Origin of the sequence: Flavobacterium sp. RSP46 (genome assembly GCF_003984825.1) — a bacterium.
In the GTDB taxonomy this organism is placed as follows: domain Bacteria; phylum Bacteroidota; class Bacteroidia; order Flavobacteriales; family Flavobacteriaceae; genus Flavobacterium.
This window is the reverse complement of record NZ_RYDM01000001.1, coordinates 715126-738679: the sequence shown is the minus strand read 5'-3', so window position 1 is coordinate 738679 and position 23554 is coordinate 715126. Positions and strand designations below refer to the sequence as shown.

Sequence of the window (23554 nt, the reverse complement as noted above, 5' to 3'; positions counted from 1 at the left end):
TAAACCAATTAGGTCTTGAGACAGAATTACAATTTATAAAAATTTTTCATCTAAAAAATAGAATCCCATTTCCCTTTTCCAAATACTTGTCCGTAATTGTATAATCCATGAATGCTCAAACTAGATTTTTCATCTAAAATCTCAAACAGACAAACTTCATTTACTTCATCAATTCTTAATTGTTGAGGGACATGTATAAACGCATTTAAAAAATACTCGCCTCTTACCAAAAATTCTGCTTCAATAGTTAATCGTATTTTTTCAGATTTAATCAGATTGGTTTCATATGAACATACTCTTTGACCATTCTTGCTGACAATTGTACAAAACATTTTGTACCGATTATTATCTTTTATTTCAAATTTTGAATTCAATTTAAAATCAATTACAATATTTTGATCATAATAAAAACGGCTTTCTAAGTTTCCTCCCTCATTATTGATATTTATTTCATCTATTACAATTTCGCTAAAGTCTTTCGAAATATCTCTTTTATAAAAAGATTCAAAATTTGAAGAAGCATTATGATATAAATCAACACTCTCCTCAATCCCCCCATCAAAAACTACCTGCCCATTCTCCAATACAATCCCCCTCGTACACAAACTCTTCACCGCCGCCATATTATGACTCACAAACAAAACCGTTCTGCCGCCAGTTCTGGAAATATCCTGCATCTTGCCAATCGCTTTCTTTTGGAACTCGGCATCGCCTACGGCCAAAACCTCATCTACAATCAAAATTTCAGGCTCCAGAAATGCGGCTACAGCAAAAGCCAGTCGCACATACATTCCGCTGCTATAGCGTTTTACGGGGGTATCAATGTAGCGTTCGCAACCGGAGAAATCAATAATGGCATCAATCTTTGAGGTTATTTCTTTTTTGGTCATCCCTAAAATAGCCCCATTGAGATAAATGTTTTCTCTGCCGGTCATTTCGCCATTAAATCCGGTTCCTACTTCGAGCAAGGAAGCCACACGGCCTCCAAACTTAATGCTTCCCGTTGTAGGTGCTGTAACACGGGATAATATTTTGAGCAAAGTAGACTTTCCTGCGCCATTCTTGCCAATAATCCCAAGAATCTCACCGCGTTCTACTTCAAAATTAATATCCTGCAATGCCCAGACATAATCACTCGTACCTTTGGTACTGCGGTCATTGGTGTCGCCAATTTTGAGATACGGATTTTCCTTACCACGCACTTGATGCCACCAGCGGTTCAAATCATGCGCCATAGTACCCGTTCCTACCTGGCCCAGTCGGTATTGCTTGGAGATGTTTTCGGCTTTTAATATAATGTCTTTCATTTTTTGGAATCTTTTTTTTAAATGGGCCTTTTAATGAGCATTAGGTTGTACTATAAACGAACTTCACTACTCACTAATTGCCGCAATTAATTACTATAAAGATACGTCAGTTCGAGTGGAGCAGCAATTTGCGATAGAAAATTGCGGCGAAGTATCGAGAACCCTTGTGTTATGAAGGCTTCTCGATACAATTTAGAATAGTAAAGCATTCGCATTACTCTTCTAAATTACTCGAAGTGACGGTTGAAACAGCTTATCCTTTTCTCTATTTTCTTCTCCTCACTTCGCACACTAAAAACTCATCGTTTCATTTTCAACACACATCCTAAAGATTCCAAAACCAGCACATAATGGGTATTGGTCATTTCCTGAACTGTGGCTTTTTGGTCGGCAAAAGGTCCCGATTCTAATTGTATCGTTTCCCCAATTTGATATGAGGCCACAGTGAGATCAACACAATCCGAAGTGTTGAGCCATTTCTTGATGACTTCAATTTCTTCATCACGCACAATTGCTGGTTTTCCTAACCAATACAAATAGCGGACTGCGCCAACGGATTGAAACACCAAATTCCGTTTCGAATCTTCTAATTGTACAAAAACATAGGAATTAAAAAGAGGTACTTCCACTTTTTTCTTGCGGTCAGACCATTGTCGCATTTGGGTTACCAAAGGACAGTAGCATTCCACACCTATCTTTTGTAATTGTTCTGCCACTTTTTTTTCCCATTTGGGTTTTGTATACACTACATACCAATTCATCTTTTATCTTGTATTGCCATAAAATTAATTCTCCCTATCCGAATTCAGAATACACTTTTTGAATTATTTATTTAAAAACGGTTCTCAATACACGACACTTCGAGTGCGAAGCGTAGCGAGACGTTTTGTTCTATTTCATTACTTGAAAACTACTAGCAATCCGCTGAGCACAATCAGCTTTTAAATGTTTAACCGTTTAATCGTTTAACCGCTTAACCCCTCACGAACCTATCGCCTGATACACAAAACCAATCGCTTTTAATTCCGGGCCGTTCAGCAAATTTCTACCATCAAAAATAAAAGCGGGTTTTTGCATCGAATCATATATTTTTTGCCAGTCGTAGTGGATAAATTCATCCCACTCTGTCAGTATCGCAATAGCGTGTGCCTGCTGACAGGCTTCGTACGGGTCCAAAAAGGAACGCACACTGTTCGCATTCGCCTCTGCATTTCTGGTTTCCAAATAATTTAAATCCCCCAAGATCTTCTTGTTAGAAACTTTAGGATCATACACCGCAATTTTTGCGTGTTCATTGATCAAATCATCAGCTACATAAATTGCTGCTGATTCTCTGGTATCATTCGTATCTTTCTTGAATGCCCAACCCAAAAAAGTAATTTTCTTATCGGAAACCGTATTGTAAAGCGTTTGAACTATAGAATTGGAGAAACGTCTTTTTTGATGGTCATTCATGATAATAACTTGCTCCCAATAATCTGCAACGGCATTCAAACCATAGGATTTTGCAATGTACACTAAATTTAAAATGTCCTTTTGAAAGCAAGAACCTCCAAAACCAACGGAGGCTTTTAGAAATTTAGATCCAATCCTGCTGTCCATTCCAATCGCTTTAGCGACTTCATTGACATCGGCTCCCGTTTTCTCACACAGTTCTGACATGGCATTGATGGAAGAAATACGTTGTGCCAAAAAAGCATTGGCGGTAAGCTTAGACAATTCAGAAGACCAAACATTAGTGGTCAATATTTTAGCGGCAGGCACCCAATTCGAATAGACATCGACTAAGGCCTGAATCGCTTTTTTACCTTCCTCCGAAGGATCGCCTCCAATAAGAATCCGATCCGGATGCAACAAATCAGTAACAGCTGTTCCCTCTGCTAAAAACTCAGGATTTGACAGGATTTGAAACTGTACTCCATTCCCGGTATTATCAAGTATACTCTTAATTGCTTCTGCAGTTCGCACCGGTAGTGTCGATTTCTCCACTACTATTTTATTATCTTTGGCTACACGTGCAATTTGTCTGGCACAAAGCTCTATGTATTTTAAATCAGCCGCCATACCTTTTCCCTTACCATACGTTTTAGTGGGGGTATTCACGGAGATAAATATAATCTGGGCTTCGTCTATGGCTTTATCAACATTCGTAGAAAAAAACAAATTCCTTCCCCGAGCCTCGGCAACAATAACGTCCAATCCGGGTTCATATATAGGAATATTGGCCGTGTCGGTATCATTCCAAGCCGCAATGCGCTCTTCGTTCAAATCGACTACTGTAACTTGTATCTCCGGACATTTTTGAGCAATAACCGCCATCGTCGGACCACCAACATACCCAGCTCCAATGCAACAAATTTTTGTGATTTTCATCTATATATTTTTTTATTTTTTTTAATCCCAGTACAGACGCGATTTATCGCCTCTCTACGGCATACGGTATTACGATAAATTATCCCAATACCAGTGCACCGCCTCTTTCAATCCTTCTTGCATACCAAATTTTGGATTGTATCCCAGCAGGGCTTTTGCTTTATCAATACTGGCCAGGGAATGTGGAATATCACCCGCTCTGTTAGGACCATACACTACAGTAACGTTTGCAATTTCAGAATCGTATTTTGTTAAAAAATCTTTCAAATAGCCCACTAAATCATTCAACGTATTCCTGTCGCCACACGCCGTGTTATACACCGTATTGATTGCCTCTGGATTTTGAGTTAACATCGCCAACTCATTCATTTGAATAACATTGTCAATATAAGTAAAATCGCGGGAATAATTCCCGTCACCATTTATTTTTGGGCTTTCGTGTTGCATGAATTGCATCACAAATTTCGGGATAACGGCTGCATAAGCGCCATTGGGATCTTGCTTCCGTCCAAAAACATTGAAATAACGCAGTCCTATGGTCTCTAAACCATAGGTTGTGCTAAAAATTTCGGCATACAATTCATTTACATATTTTGTTATTGCATACGGAGAAAGAGGCTTCCCAATAGTATTTTCTACTTTGGGCAACGCTTCTGAATCGCCGTAGGTAGAGGAACTTGCCGCATACACAAATCGCTTCACTTTTTCGTCTCTTGCTGCCACCAGCATGTTCAAAAATCCGGATACATTCACGTCATTCGTGGTCACCGGATCATTGATAGAACGGGGAACAGATCCCAAAGCCGCCTGGTGCAACACATAATCTGCGCCTTTGACTGCTTTTTGACACTCTTCCGGATTCCGAATATCGCCTTCTATCAAACGAAAATCAGGATGGTTTATGCAGTCTTTTAAATTATGCAGGTGCCCGGTGGCAAAATTATCCAGGCAAACCACCTTATAGCCTTTAGACAAAAAATGGGCACACAGATTAGAGCCTATAAATCCCGCTCCTCCAGTGATTAACACTGTTTTTTTTATATCTTCTTTCATTTGATTTTTCTGTATTAAAAAAAATAAACCACTATAAATTAAAAGTTCATAGTTTTTGTTGGCAGACTTAAAGTCTACACGGTGGTATCCCTTATTTATTTGCCACGAATTTCACAAATTATCACGAATTAATTTGTGAAAATTTGTGAAATTCGTGGTAAAAGTTTTTGAATCTAAAAAGTAAATGCCCTAAAATGCATCTTTTTAACTATATCTGTAATCAATAAATTACTTTCTGGGTCTATTAAGTATTTTCTGAGCCACTCTTTCATACATACTTTTGGGTTTGTCTTCTTCGTAATAGTCATTAGTATAGGTACCATATCCGTAGCCATACCCATACCCCGTTCCGTATTTAGCTTTATTCTCCAGACCATTCAAAATTATACTGGCATTATTTAATTCCCCTCGTTTTATACGATTATTCAACAAGGTAATCATGTCTTTTTTAGTGAAATTCTGCCTCACAATATAAAGGGTAACATCACAATATTGTGCTAATTCTAGTGCATCTGACACTAACCCTACCGGAGGTGTATCTAATATTATATAATCGTATTTTTTCTTTAATTCTTCAATCAGCTCTCCCATTCCGTCACTCATGATCATCTCCGATGGATTGGGAGGAACCGGTCCGGAGAGAATCACATCCAGAAAAGGAATGTGGGTGTGATTTATAATTTCGTCAACCGTATTTTGCTTGATCAGGTAATTTACAATCCCGGCTTCATTAGATAAATTAAATTCAGTAGCCAGTTTTGGTTTTCTTAAATCAAGGCCAATAACAACTGTTTTTTTCTCGCTCAGGGCAAATACGGTAGCGATATTTATGGAACAAAATGTTTTTCCCTCACCACTAACTGAGGAGGTTATCATCAGTGTTTTGGCACCATCTACATTTTGTTGTTTGTACAAAAACTGGAGCGAGGACCGAATGGCTCTAAAAGATTCCGACAACGATGATTTAGGCCTGTCAAACACTGCTAAATTTGTATTTTCTTTATTGACACCGACTACGCCTATCAAAGGAATTTTTGTCAACTTACTGATGTCCTCCGTATTTTGAATCGAATTATTGACAAAAAAAATGCCAAATACAAAAATCAACGGAACAAGTATTCCCAGAAATAAGGCCAATATATAATTGACGGATGTTTTAGGGCCTATTAATCCGCCGCCAATATCCTTTGCGGGATCTATAAACTGAACATCCGATAGATTCGCTGCTTTGACAATATCCGCTTCACTTCTTTTTTGAAGAAAGGTGCTGTAAATATTATCACTCAAATCATATTTTCTTTTGATTTTAACGAGCTCTTGCTGGTCTTCCGGGAGTTGTTTTATGGTACTTTCGGTTTCATTAATTTTACTGCTCACCATCGCTAAATCATATTGCAGCGAAGCTTTTGCAGTAGCTATATTTTCTAACAGTACATTTTTGACCGCCTCCATTTGATTGTCAAAATCCTTAAATATCTTCTCGCTTTTTACGGCATAGGCCATTTCGGATCTTTGGGTAGACAAGGCGATCAATTTTGAAACATTAACTACAATATTAGGATCTTCTATTCCCGCTACAGATGGCGCTGGAAGTTTTGCATAGTTGGTGCTGTTTTTCAAATAAGCCTTTAACGAATTGTAATAGGACAGTTTACGGGTCACTTCATCTTTGGCTACATCAAATTCCAGAATCTTATCCGAGAATTTAGCACCACCCGCTTCAATATCATAAATGTTTTTATCTTTTCTAAATGTTTTTAGCTCATTCCCGGTTTCTTTGAGCTGGGATTCCATGGCAATCAGTGTACTGTCTATAAAAGCAATCGTATTGGTAGCAAACTGGTTTTTACTATCTAACTGTCTTTTGATCAGCATTTCAACAGTCGAATTCAAATATTCGACCATTCTGGCTTTATTAGTACCCTGCATTCCCAGGGTAATTATAGAACCGCCTTTATCATCTGAGCGCAAACTGATCCCTTTATATCCGGCTACTGTTCCGTCAAAATCATTAAAACGCACAAAATATTCATTTCCTTTGTAAAAACCGGGATTGTCTTTTATTTGTAATTTCCAATTCAAAAAGGGTAATGAAACAGACTCTCCTACTTTGTATCTTTTTACAAAATCACCAATTTCGACTGCTGTATTGCCATAGGAATTATTGGAGTACGTGACGACCGAGACGTTTTGATTCCCAAATGGAATTCTGATTTCATATTCATTTTCGCTTAGAAACGTAATTCCAATTAAATTTCCTGCTAACTGCCCTTTCGATTTATCAATATTTACATAGAATGGAACTGCTCCGTAGGCATCTACCATATTGTATTCGCCCTGAACTAAGTAATCAATATAATACTGCAGTTTATCTACCACTAACTCATTGTGTGATCTGGATTGCAGTGTTGTAGAGATGGATTGAACCTGATCAGAGGTACCGCCCCAATTAAAAACCAAACTGGTATTAGAAGTAAAAAGAGGGTTACTTTCCTCCTTTACGGCAATGAGGGTCTCCATGCCATATATTTTTTCTTTACGGATGTTGACCTGATAGGCAATAGTAAAAGTGATTATTAAACTCAGTAAAAACCACTTCCAATAACTTCCGATTTTCATTAAAAATCCCTTAAAATCAAAACTGACTTGATTTTCAAAAATCGAAAAATCTTTTATATCTAACATTTTCTGAATGCTGTTTTAATTTCTTAATAGTAGAAAGGTCGTTGTGGCCAAAGACAGCAACGTAATAATAGTCCCTAAGGATTCAATTCCTGTTTTCCCGGTTCCCCAGGTTTTTTGCTTGAGCGGTTTGATATAAACATAATCATTAGGTTGTAAGTAATAATAAGGAGATTGCATCACATTGATGTCCGTCAAGTCCAGATCATGCATTTGAACTCCTGTTGGTGTTTTTCGTATGATGGTAACTGCTTTTCGGTCTCCTATTATAGAGATATCTCCGGCATTTGCTATGGCTTCCATTATATTTACTTGCTCTTGAAATAATGTTTTTGTTCCCGTGCTGCCAATTTCCCCGTTGATCGTATATCTAAACCCCGATAATTTTACGGTTACAAAAATATTAGCTTCGGCATTAAAATACTCCGCTAACAATTGCTTTTCGATTCTCACTCTGATTTCATCCAGCGTGTAACCAATAACATTTAATTCTCCTAAGACCGGAACCCTTATATTTCCATGATCGTCTACTGTAAATCCATCAAAATACAATGCGGATTCTGATTTTCCTACCGAACCGACTTCGCTTGTAGGACTAAAAATAGCAACTAATTTAGGATCTATCGCTTTTATAGTAATACTCAACACATCATTTGTTTGCAACCGATAAGGCTTAGATCCTACCACAGCAATAGTAGATTCTTGTGCTGAGGTATCCTTTTTCTGAAGATAAATTAAATCTTTAGTAGGGATACAGGAAAAAAGCAACACACTTATAACTAACAACAAACAGAGTACCGACTTGCTCATTTACAATATTTTTAAGCGACAAATATAACTTTTCATTTACGATTTAAAAAGCAACATTATTCATTAAACAAATTAATTATTTTTAAAAGTCTTTTCAAAAGGAACTCTTTGCAAAATACTCCTGCCCAGGGTAACTTCATCCGCATATTCCAGCTCATCACCTACTGAAATTCCTCTGGCGATTGTTGATATAATAATCCCGCAATCCCCAATTTGTTTGTAAATATAAAAATTGGTAGTATCTCCCTCCATTGTGGAGCTTAACGCAAATATAATCTCATTGACACTACCGGATTTTACTTTTTCGACTACAGTATTGATGTTCAGCTGACTAGGGCCCACACCGTCAATAGGTGAAATTTTACCGCCCAAAACATGATAAATTCCTCTGAATTGTCCTGTATTCTCGATCGCCATAACATCACGGATATCCTCCACAATACAAACAATTTGATGATTTCTGTTTTTGTTGGCACAAATTTCACACAACGCACTGTCCGATATATTATGGCAACTCGCACAATACTTTATATCCTCCCGCATTGCCACCAAGGCTTGCGCTAGAAATCCTGTTTGCTCTTTGGGCTGTTTTAATAAATGCAACACCAGTCGCAGTGCAGTTCGCTTACCAATTCCTGGCAACTGAGACATTTCATTGACTGCCCTTTCTATTAATTTTGAAGAAAATTCCATAACTGCAAATGTAGCAATTTGTTTATTTGTTTAATCGGTTATTTCTTGAATCGATTGTATACTTTAGTTATTCGATTTTAGTCCGCCGTTTTTTCTACTATTGGGCGCAATGTCATTAAGACTGCGCTGTTTCTGCCCTCACTTCGAGTACTTTTGAATAGTAATGCGAAAGCGTTACTGATTAAAATTGTGTCGAGAAGCTATCAAAACGTTAGAATTCTTGATGCCTGGTGGAACTTTTTCCTGTCGCAAATTTTTCTCACCTCGAACTGATGAAAAAAACTTAATGCCATTTTTATCGAGTGCAGTCGATAGGCAACAAGGGTTCTCGGCTACACCCAAACTGACAAATGGAGTCGCTTGCAAAAGCCATTATATAAAAAAGAATCCTTTTTCAACAGAAATGCTTTGGACGTAAAGCAATACTTTTAGTAGGCGATATTAAAATAAAATCGTTTATAATGTTGCATACAAACCAATTAAGCAGTAGCTATTCGTGATATGCCAAAGGGAATCCGGATCCAGAAATGACTCATTAAACAAAAAATCGTATTTTGCTGCCTGTAAACTCAAAAAAATGACACCATTCACCATTCTATCGTTAATTGTAATCTACTTCGGGATTTTATTTTTGATTTCCCATTTTGTAAGTAGAAAAGACAGTGGCAATGAGGCTTTTTTCAAAGCCAATAAAAACTCAAAATGGTATTTAGTGGCTTTCGGGATGATTGGGACTGCGCTTTCCGGGGTAACTTTTATTTCGGTGCCGGGAGAAGTGGGTGCGCCAAACGGAGAACAATTCAAGTATTTTCAATTTGTTCTGGGAAATGCCATTGGCTTTATAGTTATTGCAAAAGTGCTGTTGCCTCTATACTACCGGATGAATCTGACTTCGATTTACGGCTATATCGAGCAGCGATTGGGGTTGTATTCCTATAAAACTGCCGCAACAATTTTCCTGATCAGCCGAACAATAGGCTCTGCGTTTCGATTGTACCTTGTGGTGATCGTTTTACAGCGCTATGTTTTTGACTTTTACAACATTCCCTTTGCCTTTACCGTGCTGATTTCGCTGGCTTTAATTTTTGCATATACCTATCGTGGCGGACTCAAAACCATTATCATTACGGATACCTTACAAACTTTTTTCTTAGTGACCTCTGTTTTTATGACTCTTTTCTTTATTTGCAGAAGCTTGAATTTAAATGCTTTTGAAGCTTTTGAAACCGTAAAAAACAGTAACTATTCGAAAGTATTTTTCTTTGAGGATTTCGTGTCGAGTAAGTTCCATTTTGTCAAACAAATTCTGGGAGGGATTTTTGTAACCATTGCCATGGTAGGTCTGGATCAGGATTTAATGCAAAAAAACCTGAGTTGTGCCACCATTGGTGAAGCTCAAAAAAACATGTTCACATTTACCGGAATATTTGTACTTATCAATATATTTTTCCTGAGCGTAGGTGCGCTACTGTATGTTTATGCCGCTAAAAACGGGGTTGAAATCCCCACCGATTTAAACACCGGAAAGCCCAGAACCGATTTGCTTTTCCCGGAAATTGCTTTTAATCACCTGGCTCTGATACCTTCAGTTATATTCTTATTGGGATTGACGGCCGCAACTTTTGCTACGACTGACTCTGCATTAACAGCGCTTACGACTTCGTTTTGTGTGGATTTTTTAGGAATGGACAAAGCGGAGAACCTGAACAAACCTAATGTAGTCCGAGACAGACATCTGGTTCATGTTGCGTTTTCCTTTTTGATGTTTCTGGTCATTATTTTCTTTAATTCCATAAATGACAGTTCCGTAGTAGGAATGATTTTCAGGGTGGCCTCCTACACGTATGGACCACTTTTAGGATTGTATTGTTTCGGGCTGTTTGCACAGTCAAAAACGGTCAAAGACAAACTGGTCCCGATAATTTGTTTGTTGTCTCCTGCACTCACATACCTTATCAGCGAACATTCAAAAACATTGTTTTTTGGATACGTCTTTGACAATGAGCTGATCATTGTAAACGGGCTTATTACTTTTCTTGGATTGTGGTTGATTAGCAAAAAAGCGGCTTCAGAAACACGATTTTAGTTTTAGCCCAGATGGCAGCGGCATCCTTTTCTTGTCCCGTTTTAAAAACGGGACAAGAAAAGATATAGCGAACAGCTGGAGGTAGCTCCAAAAAAAATATTAATACTGGTTAGTAGTCAATAATACTAAGGTACAGGCTATTTCTACTTTGATATCATTCAGCTTCAGCAATTGGTACAATTCTGGATTTTCAGTTCCCGGATTAAAAATAACACGTTTAGGTTTAGCCTCGACGATATAATTGTAATAATCGCGCTGACGTGCAGGGTTCAAATAAAGGGTAACGGTATCTATATTTTTTATGGGAATGGCTTTGGTCTGGATTTTCACACCGGCCACTTCACCAGCATTTTGTCCTAAAGCAAGCACCGAATGTCCTTTGTCTACCAACATAGTGATCGCTTTGAAGGCGTATTTCTCTGGTTTAGTAGTTGCTCCCAGAACTAGTGTTTTTTTATTCTTTGTCATTTTCTATAAGTATATGCAGCAAAAGTAATCAAAAAGGTTTGTCCGTTTCGGAATTTTCAAGTTTAGTTATCAATGCAATAAAAACATTTCCCTAACATTAAAAAGTAAAAAAAGAGTATTTTTACACCCTTAAATATAAAATATGGATCTTTTTATTTATCTGTTTGTCGCACTTTTCTCCGTGTTGAACCCTATTGGTACTGTTCCTATTTTTGTAGGACTTACACAACATGACACAAAAAAAGAACGTTCCAGGATTTCATTGTGGACAGCGATAAATGTGTTTATCATCTTAATTGTCTCTTTTTTTATTGGGCAATATATGCTGATTTTTTTTGGCATTAGCATCGATGCGCTTCGAATTGCCGGAGGACTTATCATAGTAAACTCGGGATTTTCATTGCTCTCGGGACAATTTAACAAAAAGAGGGGGATCACCAAAAAAGCAGAAAACGATGCTCAAAAAAGAAATGACATCGCTCTGACTCCACTAGCTATCCCTATGCTAGCCGGACCTGGATCTATTTCGCTGCTGATTGCTTTTTATCAGGAACACAATACAACTAGCGAAATTATCATTTCATCCTTTGCCATTCTTGCTATCGCAGTTGCTATTTTCATCATCTTGAAAAGTGCTCATTATTTAGCAAAAATACTTGGAGAATCCGGAATTGTAGCGATCTCCAGAATCATTGGTTTTATTGTAATTGCTATAGGAATCCAATATATTGTAAGTGCGATTATCAATATTATTAAAGGCAATTTGATCTAAGATTAAATTCAGGCAAAACGCAGTGTATTTGCCTGAATTGTACAATTATTTTCTTGGCAAAAAGATCTCAGCCATCATACATCTGGCACTGCCACCCCCACATGCTTCAATAGTATCCAGGCTCGAACTCAAAATTTCAGCATGTCGTTCCAGTTGTTCTATTTGTTTTGAAGTTAAACTCTGATGTGCAGCAGCACTCATCACTAAATATCGTTTGTCCTTTGCCCCACGAATTTCAAGCATGTTTCCTGCAAAAGTATTCATTTGGGCTTCCGTAATTAAAATGATTTCTTTCCCGTTTTCTTTTAGGCTATCCAGGACCATTTTACGTTCTTTTTTATCATCAATACACTCCGAACAAATCACAGCAAAAGTGTCCCCCAGACACATCATCACATTGGTATGGTAGATCAATTTTCGTTCCGAACCGACGGTTTGAAATGCTTCAAAAATAACTGGAGCATAGTCAAAATCCTCACAGAATTCGATAAACAACTCTTCATCAGCCCTTGGTGACAAAGCGCAATATGCTTTAGCATTAGTTCTATCCAAAAGCAAACTTCCTGTTCCTTCCAAATAGAATCCATCTTCCTCTGCCGATGTATAATCAACAATATTATGAATCACAAATCCTTTGTCTTCCAGAACATCTAAAATATCTTCGCGGCGCTCGTGACGGCGATTTTCAGCAAACATAGGATATAAAGCCACATCTCCATTCTCGTGAAAAGAAATCCAGTTGTTTGGAAAAACACTATCTGGTGTATCTGGATTCAGGGTATCATCAACAACCGTAACATCAACCCCGACTGCTGTTAGTTTTTCGACAAAAGCATCAAATTCTTGTTGTGCTTTAGCGTTTACCGTTGCAGGCAAAAGACCGTCTACTACTTTTTGGTAATAATTATTTACTGCCGTTTGTTCGTTCATTCTAAACGCTACTGGGCGAATCATCAATATCGAATTTGTTGTTTGTTTCATGGGTTTTTGTGTTTTATTTTTGTGGTAGAGACGCACTGCAGTGCGTCTCTATCGTGCGTCTCTACCACAATACGTTTTTAAAATTGAATTAATCTCGAATCAAAGGCAAGGTCGAACAGCGCAATAGCCCTTCTTGTTTTGCAATTTCGGCATAAGGAATTTCTTCTACCAGAAAACCGTTTGCTCGCAACCAATTGTTCAGTCGGGTGAAATTTCTTTCGGAAACCACAACAGTGGTATCGATAGAAAAAATATTAGAATTCATGTGATACATTTCGTCTCTAGTGACGTGAAATAAATTTTCTTTCCCAAAAAGATTAACCAAGAATAAATAATCGGCTTCTTCTCGAAATCCATTTTTGTATATAATCCCTTTATTAATTCCAACAGGCTGAAAACAACAGTCTAAATGCAAGGCATTATCCCTTGCTTCAATTTTAGACTTTACTAGGTCAAATCCCTTTACAATTTTAGTAGGAAACAGGTCTTTGATGTACTGCACACCCTGAAGATTCGTCCGTGCTGTAATATAATCCTGGTAATCACTTCCTTTATATGTACCAACGAAGATATAGTCATTCCACAACATCACATCCCCTCCTTCTATGTGTACTTCTTCTGGGGGGCGCACTACTTTTTGAGGATCCATTTGGTCTATTACGTACTGAATCGCGTCTAATTCCCGCTCGCGATCCGGCAATATATTCGATTTTACAAAAACATCTCCAATTACAAAGCCAATATCTCTGGTAAATATTTGATTGTAATTTTCAATCATTTCAGGACGAAACACCGTTACATCATATTTTTCAAAAACCCGATTGAAGGCTTCCATTTCTCGAACCATATCTATCTCGATCGGATAAGTCCCTGCCAATATATGCTCTAACGATTTTGGATCATAGGCCTCTTCTCGTTTTGGCGTTGGCCCGTTATGTACTGCAGAACCCAAAACAACTGCCCTTAGTCTTGAAGTTTCATTATTTACATTTAATTCTAACATGTATCTTTAACTTTTAGCAAATATAAAAAAAGCTTCACAAATTTGTGAAGCTTTTTATCTTTTATCTTTTATCAGAGGTCTTGAATTCTCGCAAAGGATGTCCTGTGTAAATTTGTCTTGGTCTTCCGATAGGCTCTTTATTTTCTCGCATTTCTTTCCATTGTGCAATCCAACCCGGCAAACGCCCTATGGCAAACATAACCGTAAACATATCGGTAGGAATTCCTAGCGCTCTGTAAATAATTCCAGAGTAGAAGTCTACATTAGGATATAAATTTCTTGATTTGAAATACTCATCTTCCAAAGCCGCTGCTTCTAACTTTTTAGCAATAGCAAGAATTGGGTCTTCAACTCCTAAAGTTGCTAAAACTTCATTTGCTGCTTTTTTGATGATTTTTGCTCTTGGATCAAAGTTTTTATAGACTCTATGTCCAAAACCCATCAATCTAAAAGGATCATTTTTATCTTTGGCTTTAGCCATATATTTATCTGCATCACCGCCATTTCTATGGATTTCTTCCAGCATTTCAAGAACTGCCTGATTGGCACCTCCGTGCAAAGGACCCCAAAGAGCTGAAACTCCGGCAGATATTGATGCAAACAATCCCGCATGTGAGGAACCCACCATTCTAACGGTAGAAGTGGAACAGTTTTGCTCATGATCGCCATGAAGTATAAACAACTTGTCTAATGCATCTACTACCACAGGGTTTGGCGTATACGGCTCTGTAGGCAATTCAAACATCAAATGCATAAAATTCTCCACATACCCTTTAGTGTTATCATAATAATTCAAAGGATAACCCATACTTTTTCTGTAGGTCCAAGTGGCAATAACCAGGAATTTCCCCATGGTTTTACAAACTGCTTCATACATTTCTTTTTCATTCTCTACATTAACCGATTTAGGGTTGAACGCAGTCAATGCACTCGTCAAAGCAGCTAAAACACCCATTGGATGGGCTGTTTTTGGAAAACCATCAATGATGTTTTTCATTTCTTCATTGACCAGCGTGTATTTTCTGATATCCGTTTCAAATTGCGCCAACTGTTTAGTAGTAGGCAATTCTCCAAAAATTAAAAGATAAGACACTTCAAGAAAATCAGCTTTTTCTGCTAAATCTTCAATAGCGTATCCTCTGTAGCGAAGAATTCCTAATTCTCCGTCCAGAAAAGTAATATCACTCTTACAAGAACCTGAATTTTTATAGCCCGGATCAAGAGTAATTATACCGGATAAATCACGTAATTTGTTAATATCGATGGCAACTTCATTTTCGCTACCTACTACTATAGGCAGTTCAATTTTTTTTCCGTCGATTTCTAATGTTGCTGTTTTTGACATAATATATTTGAAAATAAACTTTTAAAATAATAATTTATCAAATCTAGGGAATTAAACACTAATTAAAAAGAGAATAATACAATGAAAATGTTAAATATTACCAAAAAAAAGCCATTCACACGAAGTGAATGGCTAAAAAAGATAGTATTAGAACTTATTTTATTTTAAAAGCGTTTTTTCCCGGAAAATAAGCGGTATCGCCTAATTCTTCTTCAATTCGCAATAATTGATTGTATTTAGCCATACGGTCTGAACGAGAAGCAGAACCGGTCTTGATTTGTCCACAATTTAATGCTACTGCTAGATCTGCAATAGTATTATCCTCCGTCTCTCCGGAACGGTGTGACATTACCGAGGTAAAGCCTGCGTTTTTAGCCATATTGACCGCTGCAATAGTTTCAGTCAAAGTACCTATTTGGTTTACTTTAACCAAAATTGAATTTGCAATTCCTTTTTCGATTCCTGTTGACAATCGTTCAACATTAGTAACAAATAAATCATCCCCTACTAATTGTACTTTATTACCAATTTTATCCGTCAGGTATTTCCAACCATCCCAGTCATTTTCATCCATTCCGTCTTCGATAGAAATAATAGGGTAATTAGCTGCTAATTCAGCTAAATAATCAGCTTGCTCCTCTGAAGTTCTAATTTTACCCGTTTCGCCTTCAAATTTCGTATAATCGTATTTTCCGTTTACAAAAAATTCAGAAGCCGCACAGTCTAAAGCCACCATGATTTCATCTCCAAAAGTATAACCAGCAGCCTCTACTGCTTTTTTGATCGTGTCCAATGCATCCTCTGTACCACCGGCAAGGTTTGGTGCAAAACCACCTTCATCACCAACAGCTGTACTTAAACCTCTATCATGTAATACTTTTTTAAGGCTATGAAAAATCTCAGTCCCCATTTGCATTGCATGCGTAAAAGAAGTTGCTTTAACTGGTATGATCATGAATTCCTGAAACGAAATTGGCGCATCAGAATGTGAACCTCCATTGATGATATTCATCATAGGAACGGGCAATGTATTCGCAGAAACACCGCCTACATATCTATACAAAGGCAATCCTAATTCATTTGCTGCCGCTTTGGCAACAGCCAAAGACACACCCAAAATTGCATTTGCTCCCAAGTTTGATTTATTAGGCGTGCCATCTAAATCAATCATCATTTGATCAATAACATTTTGTTCAAAAACGGAAACTCCAAGAAGTTCTTCCGAAATAAGGGTATTCACATTTTTCACCGCATTCAAAACTCCTTTACCAAGAAAAGCTTTTCCTCCGTCACGTAACTCCACTGCTTCATGTTTACCGGTAGAAGCTCCAGATGGAACTGCTGCTCTTCCTAAAACACCATTGTCTGTAATTACATCTACTTCAATTGTAGGATTTCCTCTTGAATCAAAAATTTGTCTTGCGTGAATTTTGATAATTATACTCATATTTTCTAATTTTTATTTAGTAATACAAATATATTCTATCTTTTGTAATGACATTATGAAAATAATGAATGTTATTAACGAAAACGTTATAATTATTTTAGAAATAACACTTTTCTACTTTATTAAAATTTTATTTTGCAGTATCAAATTAATTTTACTTTTTTCATTATATATTCGTGAAATTATATTCACTTTTGAAAGTGCTTTTTTTCTTTAAAATTTACAGTCAAGATGCGTATTGCATCGAGACAGCGCAAAATAGGACTAAAATATCATAGATAGTAGTATAAAAATTATTTTTCGCATAAAAAAAGGCCTGACTTTATGATTAAAGTCAAACCCTTCTGTTTTAAAATTTTGACAATTAAATAACTGTCTTTATCCTTTAATATTTTCAATAAACTGATCAAATAAATACGACGAATCATGGGGCCCAGGACTTGCTTCAGGGTGGTATTGAACAGAAAAACAATTTTTGTTTTTCATGCGCATCCCTGCAACAGTTCCATCATTAAGATGAAGATGCGTAATTTCAAGATTTGGATGATTGTCCAATTCCTCTTTATTAACCGCAAAACCATGATTTTGAGAAGTTATTTCCCCTTTTCCAGTGATGATATTTTTTACAGGATGATTTATTCCTCTGTGCCCATTAAACATTTTATAAGTAGAAATTCCATTAGCAAGACCAATTATTTGGTGTCCAAGACAGATTCCAAATAAAGGTTTATCATTGTCAAGAATTTCTTTAGCCACTTGAATCGCACCTGAAAGAGGCTCAGGATCCCCGGGACCATTAGATAAGAAGTATCCATCTGGATTAAATGCAGCTAAATCCTGATACGAAGAATCAAAAGGAAATACTTTGATATAACAATCTCTTTTAGCCAGATTACGAAGGATATTCATTTTTATTCCTAAATCAAGTGCTGCGATTTTATACGTTGCCTTCTCCTCACCAAAAAAATAAGGTTCCGTAGTAGAAACTTTAGATGCTAATTCTAAACCCTTCATATCAGGGACTTTTGATAAAGCAATTTTTAGTTCTTCTACTGAGGTATCATCTGTACAAATTACAGCATTCATAGCACCGTTCTCCCGAATATAACTAACCAGGGCACGCGTATCTACATCAGATATACAGATCAAGTTTTGTTTAATAAAATAATCTTCTAGACTCCCTGAAGCATCGGAACGAGAATAATTAAAGCTAAAATTTTTACAAACCAACCCGGCAATTTTGACACTACCTGATTCTATTTCTGAATCGTTTACTCCATAATTTCCAATATGAGCGTTCGTGGCAACCATTAATTGTCCAAAATAAGAAGGGTCAGTGAATATTTCCTGATAACCTGTCATTCCGGTGTTAAAACAAACTTCCCCAAAGGTAGTTCCGCTGATTCCAATAGATTTACCATGGAATATGGTTCCGTCACTCAATAAAAGAATGGCGCTTTGTCTTGTTGTATATTTCATTCGTTGCTATCTAATGTTATTTTAATAGTCTCATGGAACTCGCAAAGCGGGTTTCATATATAGTTAAATATTGTGCAAATTTAATTGTTTAAAGCAATGGATGCAAGTTTTTGAAATTTATTGTATAATAAAAATTCTACCCTAGAGCCCTGATGACCTTGGAGCGTCTGGAGGCATCTTTTTGATTTTTCTTTAAAAGCAAAAGATACAGTGAACAGCAAGACAATTCACTATTAAATAATACGTTTTTTGTTCCGAAAAAATCAAAAAAAAAGGATAAACTATAAATAGCTTATCCTTAATTTTTATTGAATGATTATTTTCATAATTACTCAGCAGCTGTCTCTGCAGTTGGTTCACTTTCAGCAGCTGGAGCTTCAGTAGCCTCATCTGCTTTTTTAGCTTTCCCACCACGACGGCTTTTTGCTTTTTTAACTTCTTTTTTACCACCATTGTAAAGTTCATTGAAATCTACTAACTCGATCATTGCCATATCAGCATTATCTCCTAAACGATTCCCAACTTTAATGATACGCGTGTATCCACCTGGACGGTCTCCTACTTTAGCAGCTACGTCTCTGAACAAGTCAGTTACCGCATATTTGCTACGTAAGTAAGCAAAAACGATACGACGATTGTGAGTCGTATCTTGTTTTGATTTTGTTATTAAAGGCTCAACGAATTGTTTAAGCGCTTTTGCTTTAGCAACAGTAGTGTTAATACGTTTGTGCTCTATAAGAGAACAAGCCATATTAGCTAACATAGATTTTCTATGTGCAGTCTGTCTGCTTAAGTGATTGAATTTTTTTCCGTGTCTCATGACGTGTTTTTTTATACTTTCATCTTGATGCTATCCATTTTGGAGATCAAAATATGAAGTAATTTATTCTTTATCTAGTTTGTATTTTGCTAAATCCATACCAAAGTTCAAATTTTTAACTGCAACAAGTTCATCAAGTTCAGTTAAAGATTTTTTACCAAAATTACGGAATTTCATTAGGTCATTTTTGTTGAACGATACTAAATCACCAAGTGTATCAACTTCAGCCGCTTTCAAACAATTTAATGCTCTTACAGAAAGATCCATATCAACAAGCTTAGTTTTAAGCAATTGTCTCATGTGTAATGACTCTTCATCATACGATTCTGTTTGTGCAATTTCGTCAGCCTCGAGTGTAATTCTTTCGTCAGAGAACAACATGAAATGGTGAATCAAAACTTTAGCAGCTTCAGTAAGGGCATCTTTTGGATTGATAGAACCATCAGTTTTAATTTCAAAAACTAATTTTTCATAATCTGTTTTTTGCTCTACACGGAAGTTTTCAATTGCATACTTTACATTTTTTACCGGAGTAAAAATTGAATCTGTAAAAATAGTTCCAATTGCAGCATTCTGTTTTTTGTTCTCTTCAGCAGGAACATATCCTCTACCTTTTTCGATCGTTAAATCGAAATTAAGTTTAATTTTAGGATCTAAATTACAGATAACTAGTTCTGGATTCAAAACTTGGAAACCTGAAATAAATTTTTGAAAATCACCAGCTGTTAATTGATCTTTACCGGAAACAGAAATAGTAACTGATTCATTATCAATATCTTCAATTTGTCGTTTGAAACGTACTTGTTTAAGATTAAGGATAATTTCGGTAACGTCCTCAACAACTCCTGAAATAGTAGAAAACTCATGATCTACACCTTCAATACGAACAGATGTAATAGCATAACCTTCTAATGCTGAAAGCAAAACTCTTCTAAGTGCATTACCAACGGTCAATCCGTAACCCGGTTCTAAAGGTCTAAATTCAAATTTACCTTCAAAATCGGTTGAATCGATCATGATAACTTTATCGGGCTTCTGAAAATTAAATATTGCCATAAATTTCGACTAAGTCAATTATTATTTGTTGTACAACTCTACGATTAATTGTTCTTTAATGTTTTCTGGGATTTGAAGTCTAGCTGGTACAGAAACGAAAGTACCTTCTTTGATATCATTATTCCAAGTAATCCATTCATAAACATGACTTGAATTAGACAAAGAACGTTCGATTGCTTCTAAAGATTTAGATTTTTCACGAACTGCAACTTTATCACCAGGTTTAAGGTGGTAAGAAGCTATATTTACAACGTCACCATTAACAGTGACATGTCTATGAGAAACAAGTTGTCTAGCTCCTCTTCTTGAAGGGGCAATACCCATTCTAAAAACAACGTTATCTAATCGTGCTTCACATAATTGTAAAAGAACTTCACCAGTAACACCTTTAGTTGCTGATGCTTTTTTGAATAAACCTCTGAATTGTTTTTCTAAAATTCCGTAAGAATATTTAGCTTTTTGTTTTTCCATTAACTGGATAGCAAATTCAGATTTTTTCCCTCTTTTTTTAGCCATCCCGTGTTGTCCGGGTGGATAATTTCTTTTTTCGAACGCTTTATCGTCTCCGAAAATTGCTTCGCCGAATTTACGGGCGATTCTTGTACTTGGACCAGTATATCTTGCCATTTTAAATTGTTTAAGATAGAGATTATGAATTCAGGTCTTATCCTTCGATAATCGGTATTCTATCTAGGTTATACTAAAAAAATATTATTAAACTCTACGTCTTTTTGGAGGACGACATCCGTTGTGAGGCATTGGAGTAACATCGATAATCTCAGTCACTTCAATTCCACCGTTATGCAAAGAACGGATCGCAGACTCACGTCCGTTTCCTGGTCCTTTAACATACACCTTAACTTTTTTAAGTCCTGCTTCAAGAGCTACTTTACTACAATCTTCTGCTGCCATTTGGGCTGCGTATGGAGTATTCTTTTTAGAACCTCTAAAACCCATTTTACCAGCTGAAGACCAAGAAATAACTTCACCTTTTTTGTTAGTCAAAGAAATGATGATATTATTGAAGGTAGCAGAAATATGAGCTTCTCCCGTTGATTCAACGATAACTTTACGTTTTTTTGCAGTTGCTTTAGCCATATTACTTATTATTTAGTTGCTTTTTTCTTGTTGGCAACAGTTTTTCTTTTACCTTTTCTTGTTCTGGAGTTATTCTTAGTTCTTTGTCCTCTTAATGGAAGACCAGTTCTGTGACGAATACCTCTGTAACACCCAATATCCATTAGACGTTTGATGTTTAAAGAAACTTCTGAACGCAATTCTCCTTCAATTTTGAAAGTGGACACTGCTTCACGAATCGCTCCGATCTCATCATCATTCCAGTCTTGAACCTTTTTATCTTGGCTTACTTGAGCTTTTTCTAAAATCTCAATAGCTCTACTATTTCCTAATCCGAAGATGTAGGTAAGTGCTATAACACCTCTCTTATTTTTTGGGATATCTACCCCTGCTATTCTTGCCATAATTATCCTTGTCTTTGTTTAAATCTAGGATTCTTTTTGTTTATTACGTACAATCTCCCTTTTCTTCGCACAATTTTGCACTCGGGACTTCTCTTTTTTACTGAAGCTCTAACTTTCATTTTGAATATCCTTTAATATCTATAAGTAATTCTTGCTTTTGACAAATCGTAAGGGCTCATTTCTAGTTTCACTTTATCACCAGGTAATAATTTGATATAATGCATACGCATTTTTCCAGATATATGTGCAATTACTATATGTCCATTCTCTAACTCTACACGAAACATTGCATTTGATAATGCTTCAATGATCGATCCGTCTTGTTCTATTGCTGATTGTTTTGCCATAAAGTTAAGCTACTGCTTTTCTATTTTTACCACTTTTCATTAAACCATCATAATGCTTATTTAGCAAATATGAATTGATTTGCTGCATTGTGTCAATGGCAACACCTACCATAATTATCAATGAAGTACCTCCGAAAAACATTGCCCAGGATTGTTGAACATCCATAACACTTACAATTATCGCCGGGAACACGGCAATCAAAGCAAGAAATAAAGATCCTGGAAAAGTTATTAAAGACATCACCTTATCAAGATAATCAGAAGTTTCAACTCCTGGTCTGATACCCGGTATAAAACCACCGCTTCTCTTTAAATCATCAGACATCTTGTTAGTAGGAACTGTGATTGCAGTATAAAAGAAAGTAAATACAATTATTAACGTTGCAAAAACTAAATTATACCAGAAACCAAACATATTACTAAAAGCGCCAACGATTGACTGCGAAGCATCTGATTTAGACAGCCCTGCCAAAGCAGCTGGAATGAACATAATTGCTTGAGCAAAAATAATTGGCATCACCCCAGAAGCATTAAGCTTTAAAGGGATCCACTGTCTATTTCCACCTAACATGTCTTGTTCAAAATCCCCTGAAGTAGTACGTCTGGCATATTGAACAGGAATTCTCCTAATCGCCATAACCAACAATACACAACAAACAATAACCAATAACCAAATGATAATTTCGATAACTAACAACATCGGACCACCGTTATTATTAGTCACTCTCGTGGTAAATTCTTGGATGAATGCCTGAGGCAATCTTGCCAAAATACCCACCATAATCAACAAAGATATACCATTTCCTATTCCCTTATCTGTAATTTTTTCTCCTAACCACATCGCAAAAATTGTACCTGTGACTAAAATAATTACTGACGAAAATAAGAATTCAAATGAATTGAATCCCAATAAAAATGCATTATTAGGTAACGTTCTATATAAATTGTAGATGTAAGTAGGACCTTGAACCAAGGTGATACCAATAGTCAACCAACGTGTAATTTGATTAATTTTTTTTCTACCGCTTTCTCCATCGCTTTGAAGTTTTTGCAAGTATGGAACCGCAATTCCCATCAACTGAACAACAATTGAAGCAGAAATGTAAGGCATTATTCCTAAGGCAAAAACAGAAGCCTGTGAAAAAGCTCCTCCAGTAAACATATCAAGAATTGAACCAATTCCTTCTTTAGTTTGCCCGGCTAAATTACCCAACTGTGTAGCATCAATACCTGGTAAGGTTACTTGAGCCCCAAAACGATACACTAAAAGCAAACCCAATGTAATTAGGATTCTATTTTTCAGTTCTTCGATTTTCCAAACATTACTAATTGACTCAATAAATTTCTTCAT

The 23554-nt window shown here is 36.5% G+C and carries 23 protein-coding genes; 2 read left to right on the top strand and 21 right to left on the bottom strand.

Translation table 11 applies throughout. The features are described 5' to 3' along the window. Positions 1–50: 50 nt before the first annotated feature. From EKM01_RS03315 to recR, 7 genes are all read right to left on the bottom strand, one after another. The gene (locus tag EKM01_RS03315) at positions 51–1307 is read right to left on the bottom strand and encodes an ABC transporter ATP-binding protein (RefSeq protein WP_126766796.1); all 1257 of its coding nucleotides are present in this window, start codon (positions 1305–1307) and stop codon (positions 51–53) included. Between the two features lie 299 nt (positions 1308–1606). Then, a complete protein-coding gene (locus EKM01_RS03310) occupies positions 1607–2068 on the bottom strand; it encodes a UpxY family transcription antiterminator (RefSeq protein WP_126458948.1) in 462 nt (153 codons plus the stop codon). A 220-nt stretch (positions 2069–2288) separates the two neighbouring features. Then, complete coding sequence (locus EKM01_RS03305; RefSeq protein ID WP_126458943.1) at positions 2289–3680, bottom strand: nucleotide sugar dehydrogenase; 1392 nt, start codon at positions 3678–3680, stop codon at positions 2289–2291. A gap of 69 nt (positions 3681–3749) precedes the next feature. Next, on the bottom strand, positions 3750–4733 hold the full coding sequence (locus tag EKM01_RS03300; RefSeq protein ID WP_126458940.1) for an SDR family oxidoreductase: 984 nt from the start codon (positions 4731–4733) through the stop codon (positions 3750–3752). A gap of 228 nt (positions 4734–4961) precedes the next feature. Continuing rightward, positions 4962–7418 (bottom strand): polysaccharide biosynthesis tyrosine autokinase, encoded by a 2457-nt coding sequence (locus tag EKM01_RS03295; RefSeq protein WP_126766794.1) that lies wholly within the window; start codon positions 7416–7418, stop codon positions 4962–4964. Between the two features lie 15 nt (positions 7419–7433). Beyond that, on the bottom strand, positions 7434–8225 hold the full coding sequence (locus EKM01_RS03290; protein WP_126766792.1) for a polysaccharide biosynthesis/export family protein: 792 nt from the start codon (positions 8223–8225) through the stop codon (positions 7434–7436). Positions 8226–8297: 72 nt separating this feature from the next. Further along, positions 8298–8918, bottom strand: a complete 621-nt coding sequence (gene recR, locus EKM01_RS03285; protein WP_126451855.1) for a recombination mediator RecR — start codon at positions 8916–8918, stop codon at positions 8298–8300. 577 nt (positions 8919–9495) lie between these two features. Between recR and EKM01_RS03280 the strand changes: the two genes are divergently transcribed. Next, positions 9496–11004, top strand: coding sequence for a sodium:solute symporter (locus EKM01_RS03280; RefSeq protein WP_126766790.1), 1509 nt, complete (start codon positions 9496–9498; stop codon positions 11002–11004). A gap of 99 nt (positions 11005–11103) precedes the next feature. Here the strand turns inward: EKM01_RS03280 and EKM01_RS03275 are convergent, their stop codons facing one another. Continuing rightward, the gene (locus EKM01_RS03275) at positions 11104–11472 is read right to left on the bottom strand and encodes a CoA-binding protein (RefSeq protein ID WP_126458928.1); all 369 of its coding nucleotides are present in this window, start codon (positions 11470–11472) and stop codon (positions 11104–11106) included. 142 nt (positions 11473–11614) lie between these two features. Between EKM01_RS03275 and EKM01_RS03270 the strand changes: the two genes are divergently transcribed. Continuing rightward, entirely contained in the window at positions 11615–12244 is a 630-nt protein-coding gene (locus tag EKM01_RS03270; protein ID WP_126451852.1) for a MarC family NAAT transporter, read from the top strand. A gap of 45 nt (positions 12245–12289) precedes the next feature. Here EKM01_RS03270 and ctlX read toward each other — a convergent pair whose 3' ends face one another. The 13 genes from ctlX to secY form a co-directional block, all read right to left on the bottom strand. Beyond that, the gene (gene ctlX, locus EKM01_RS03265) at positions 12290–13225 is read right to left on the bottom strand and encodes a citrulline utilization hydrolase CtlX (RefSeq protein WP_126458924.1); all 936 of its coding nucleotides are present in this window, start codon (positions 13223–13225) and stop codon (positions 12290–12292) included. An 88-nt stretch (positions 13226–13313) separates the two neighbouring features. Continuing rightward, the gene (locus tag EKM01_RS03260; RefSeq protein ID WP_126554525.1) at positions 13314–14228 is read right to left on the bottom strand and encodes a dimethylarginine dimethylaminohydrolase family protein; all 915 of its coding nucleotides are present in this window, start codon (positions 14226–14228) and stop codon (positions 13314–13316) included. A 61-nt stretch (positions 14229–14289) separates the two neighbouring features. Beyond that, positions 14290–15573, bottom strand: coding sequence for a citrate synthase (locus EKM01_RS03255; RefSeq protein WP_126458918.1), 1284 nt, complete (start codon positions 15571–15573; stop codon positions 14290–14292). A 154-nt stretch (positions 15574–15727) separates the two neighbouring features. Continuing rightward, positions 15728–17020 (bottom strand): phosphopyruvate hydratase, encoded by a 1293-nt coding sequence (eno, locus tag EKM01_RS03250; protein WP_126458915.1) that lies wholly within the window; start codon positions 17018–17020, stop codon positions 15728–15730. A gap of 378 nt (positions 17021–17398) precedes the next feature. Continuing rightward, complete coding sequence (gene carA / locus EKM01_RS03245; protein WP_126458912.1) at positions 17399–18499, bottom strand: glutamine-hydrolyzing carbamoyl-phosphate synthase small subunit; 1101 nt, start codon at positions 18497–18499, stop codon at positions 17399–17401. 328 nt (positions 18500–18827) lie between these two features. Further along, on the bottom strand, positions 18828–19319 hold the full coding sequence (gene rplQ / locus EKM01_RS03240) for a 50S ribosomal protein L17 (protein ID WP_126458909.1): 492 nt from the start codon (positions 19317–19319) through the stop codon (positions 18828–18830). A gap of 63 nt (positions 19320–19382) precedes the next feature. Continuing rightward, positions 19383–20375: a DNA-directed RNA polymerase subunit alpha gene (locus tag EKM01_RS03235; protein ID WP_126451845.1), complete on the bottom strand. Its 993-nt coding sequence runs from the start codon at positions 20373–20375 to the stop codon at positions 19383–19385. Between the two features lie 21 nt (positions 20376–20396). After that, the gene (gene rpsD / locus EKM01_RS03230; protein ID WP_073210389.1) at positions 20397–21002 is read right to left on the bottom strand and encodes a 30S ribosomal protein S4; all 606 of its coding nucleotides are present in this window, start codon (positions 21000–21002) and stop codon (positions 20397–20399) included. Between the two features lie 87 nt (positions 21003–21089). After that, entirely contained in the window at positions 21090–21473 is a 384-nt protein-coding gene (rpsK, locus tag EKM01_RS03225) for a 30S ribosomal protein S11 (protein WP_024981527.1), read from the bottom strand. Between the two features lie 8 nt (positions 21474–21481). Continuing rightward, complete coding sequence (gene rpsM, locus EKM01_RS03220; protein ID WP_091173715.1) at positions 21482–21856, bottom strand: 30S ribosomal protein S13; 375 nt, start codon at positions 21854–21856, stop codon at positions 21482–21484. A gap of 2 nt (positions 21857–21858) precedes the next feature. Next, positions 21859–21975, bottom strand: a complete 117-nt coding sequence (gene ykgO / locus EKM01_RS03215) for a type B 50S ribosomal protein L36 (protein ID WP_008992256.1) — start codon at positions 21973–21975, stop codon at positions 21859–21861. Between the two features lie 12 nt (positions 21976–21987). After that, positions 21988–22203, bottom strand: a complete 216-nt coding sequence (gene infA / locus EKM01_RS03210; protein WP_007136545.1) for a translation initiation factor IF-1 — start codon at positions 22201–22203, stop codon at positions 21988–21990. A 4-nt stretch (positions 22204–22207) separates the two neighbouring features. Beyond that, entirely contained in the window at positions 22208–23554 is a 1347-nt protein-coding gene (gene secY, locus EKM01_RS03205; RefSeq protein ID WP_126766787.1) for a preprotein translocase subunit SecY, read from the bottom strand.

Bases quoted from the DNA above. Each gene is read 5' to 3' on its own strand.
- EKM01_RS03315 (WP_126766796.1), bottom strand. From the start codon at position 1,307: ATGAAAGACATTATATTAAAAGCCGAAAACATCTCCAAGCAATACCGA.
- EKM01_RS03310 (WP_126458948.1), bottom strand. From the start codon at position 2,068: ATGAATTGGTATGTAGTGTATACAAAACCCAAATGGGAAAAAAAAGTG.
- EKM01_RS03305 (WP_126458943.1), bottom strand. From the start codon at position 3,680: ATGAAAATCACAAAAATTTGTTGCATTGGAGCTGGGTATGTTGGTGGT.
- EKM01_RS03300 (WP_126458940.1), bottom strand. From the start codon at position 4,733: ATGAAAGAAGATATAAAAAAAACAGTGTTAATCACTGGAGGAGCGGGA.
- EKM01_RS03295 (WP_126766794.1), bottom strand. From the start codon at position 7,418: ATGTTAGATATAAAAGATTTTTCGATTTTTGAAAATCAAGTCAGTTTT.
- EKM01_RS03290 (WP_126766792.1), bottom strand. From the start codon at position 8,225: ATGAGCAAGTCGGTACTCTGTTTGTTGTTAGTTATAAGTGTGTTGCTT.
- recR (WP_126451855.1), bottom strand. From the start codon at position 8,918: ATGGAATTTTCTTCAAAATTAATAGAAAGGGCAGTCAATGAAATGTCT.
- EKM01_RS03280 (WP_126766790.1), top strand. From the start codon at position 9,496: ATGACACCATTCACCATTCTATCGTTAATTGTAATCTACTTCGGGATT.
- EKM01_RS03275 (WP_126458928.1), bottom strand. From the start codon at position 11,472: ATGACAAAGAATAAAAAAACACTAGTTCTGGGAGCAACTACTAAACCA.
- EKM01_RS03270 (WP_126451852.1), top strand. From the start codon at position 11,615: ATGGATCTTTTTATTTATCTGTTTGTCGCACTTTTCTCCGTGTTGAAC.
- ctlX (WP_126458924.1), bottom strand. From the start codon at position 13,225: ATGAAACAAACAACAAATTCGATATTGATGATTCGCCCAGTAGCGTTT.
- EKM01_RS03260 (WP_126554525.1), bottom strand. From the start codon at position 14,228: ATGTTAGAATTAAATGTAAATAATGAAACTTCAAGACTAAGGGCAGTT.
- EKM01_RS03255 (WP_126458918.1), bottom strand. From the start codon at position 15,573: ATGTCAAAAACAGCAACATTAGAAATCGACGGAAAAAAAATTGAACTG.
- eno (WP_126458915.1), bottom strand. From the start codon at position 17,020: ATGAGTATAATTATCAAAATTCACGCAAGACAAATTTTTGATTCAAGA.
- carA (WP_126458912.1), bottom strand. From the start codon at position 18,499: ATGAAATATACAACAAGACAAAGCGCCATTCTTTTATTGAGTGACGGA.
- rplQ (WP_126458909.1), bottom strand. From the start codon at position 19,319: ATGAGACACGGAAAAAAATTCAATCACTTAAGCAGACAGACTGCACAT.
- EKM01_RS03235 (WP_126451845.1), bottom strand. From the start codon at position 20,375: ATGGCAATATTTAATTTTCAGAAGCCCGATAAAGTTATCATGATCGAT.
- rpsD (WP_073210389.1), bottom strand. From the start codon at position 21,002: ATGGCAAGATATACTGGTCCAAGTACAAGAATCGCCCGTAAATTCGGC.
- rpsK (WP_024981527.1), bottom strand. From the start codon at position 21,473: ATGGCTAAAGCAACTGCAAAAAAACGTAAAGTTATCGTTGAATCAACG.
- rpsM (WP_091173715.1), bottom strand. From the start codon at position 21,856: ATGGCAAGAATAGCAGGGGTAGATATCCCAAAAAATAAGAGAGGTGTT.
- ykgO (WP_008992256.1), bottom strand. From the start codon at position 21,975: ATGAAAGTTAGAGCTTCAGTAAAAAAGAGAAGTCCCGAGTGCAAAATT.
- infA (WP_007136545.1), bottom strand. From the start codon at position 22,203: ATGGCAAAACAATCAGCAATAGAACAAGACGGATCGATCATTGAAGCA.
- secY (WP_126766787.1), bottom strand. From the start codon at position 23,554: ATGAAGAAATTTATTGAGTCAATTAGTAATGTTTGGAAAATCGAAGAA.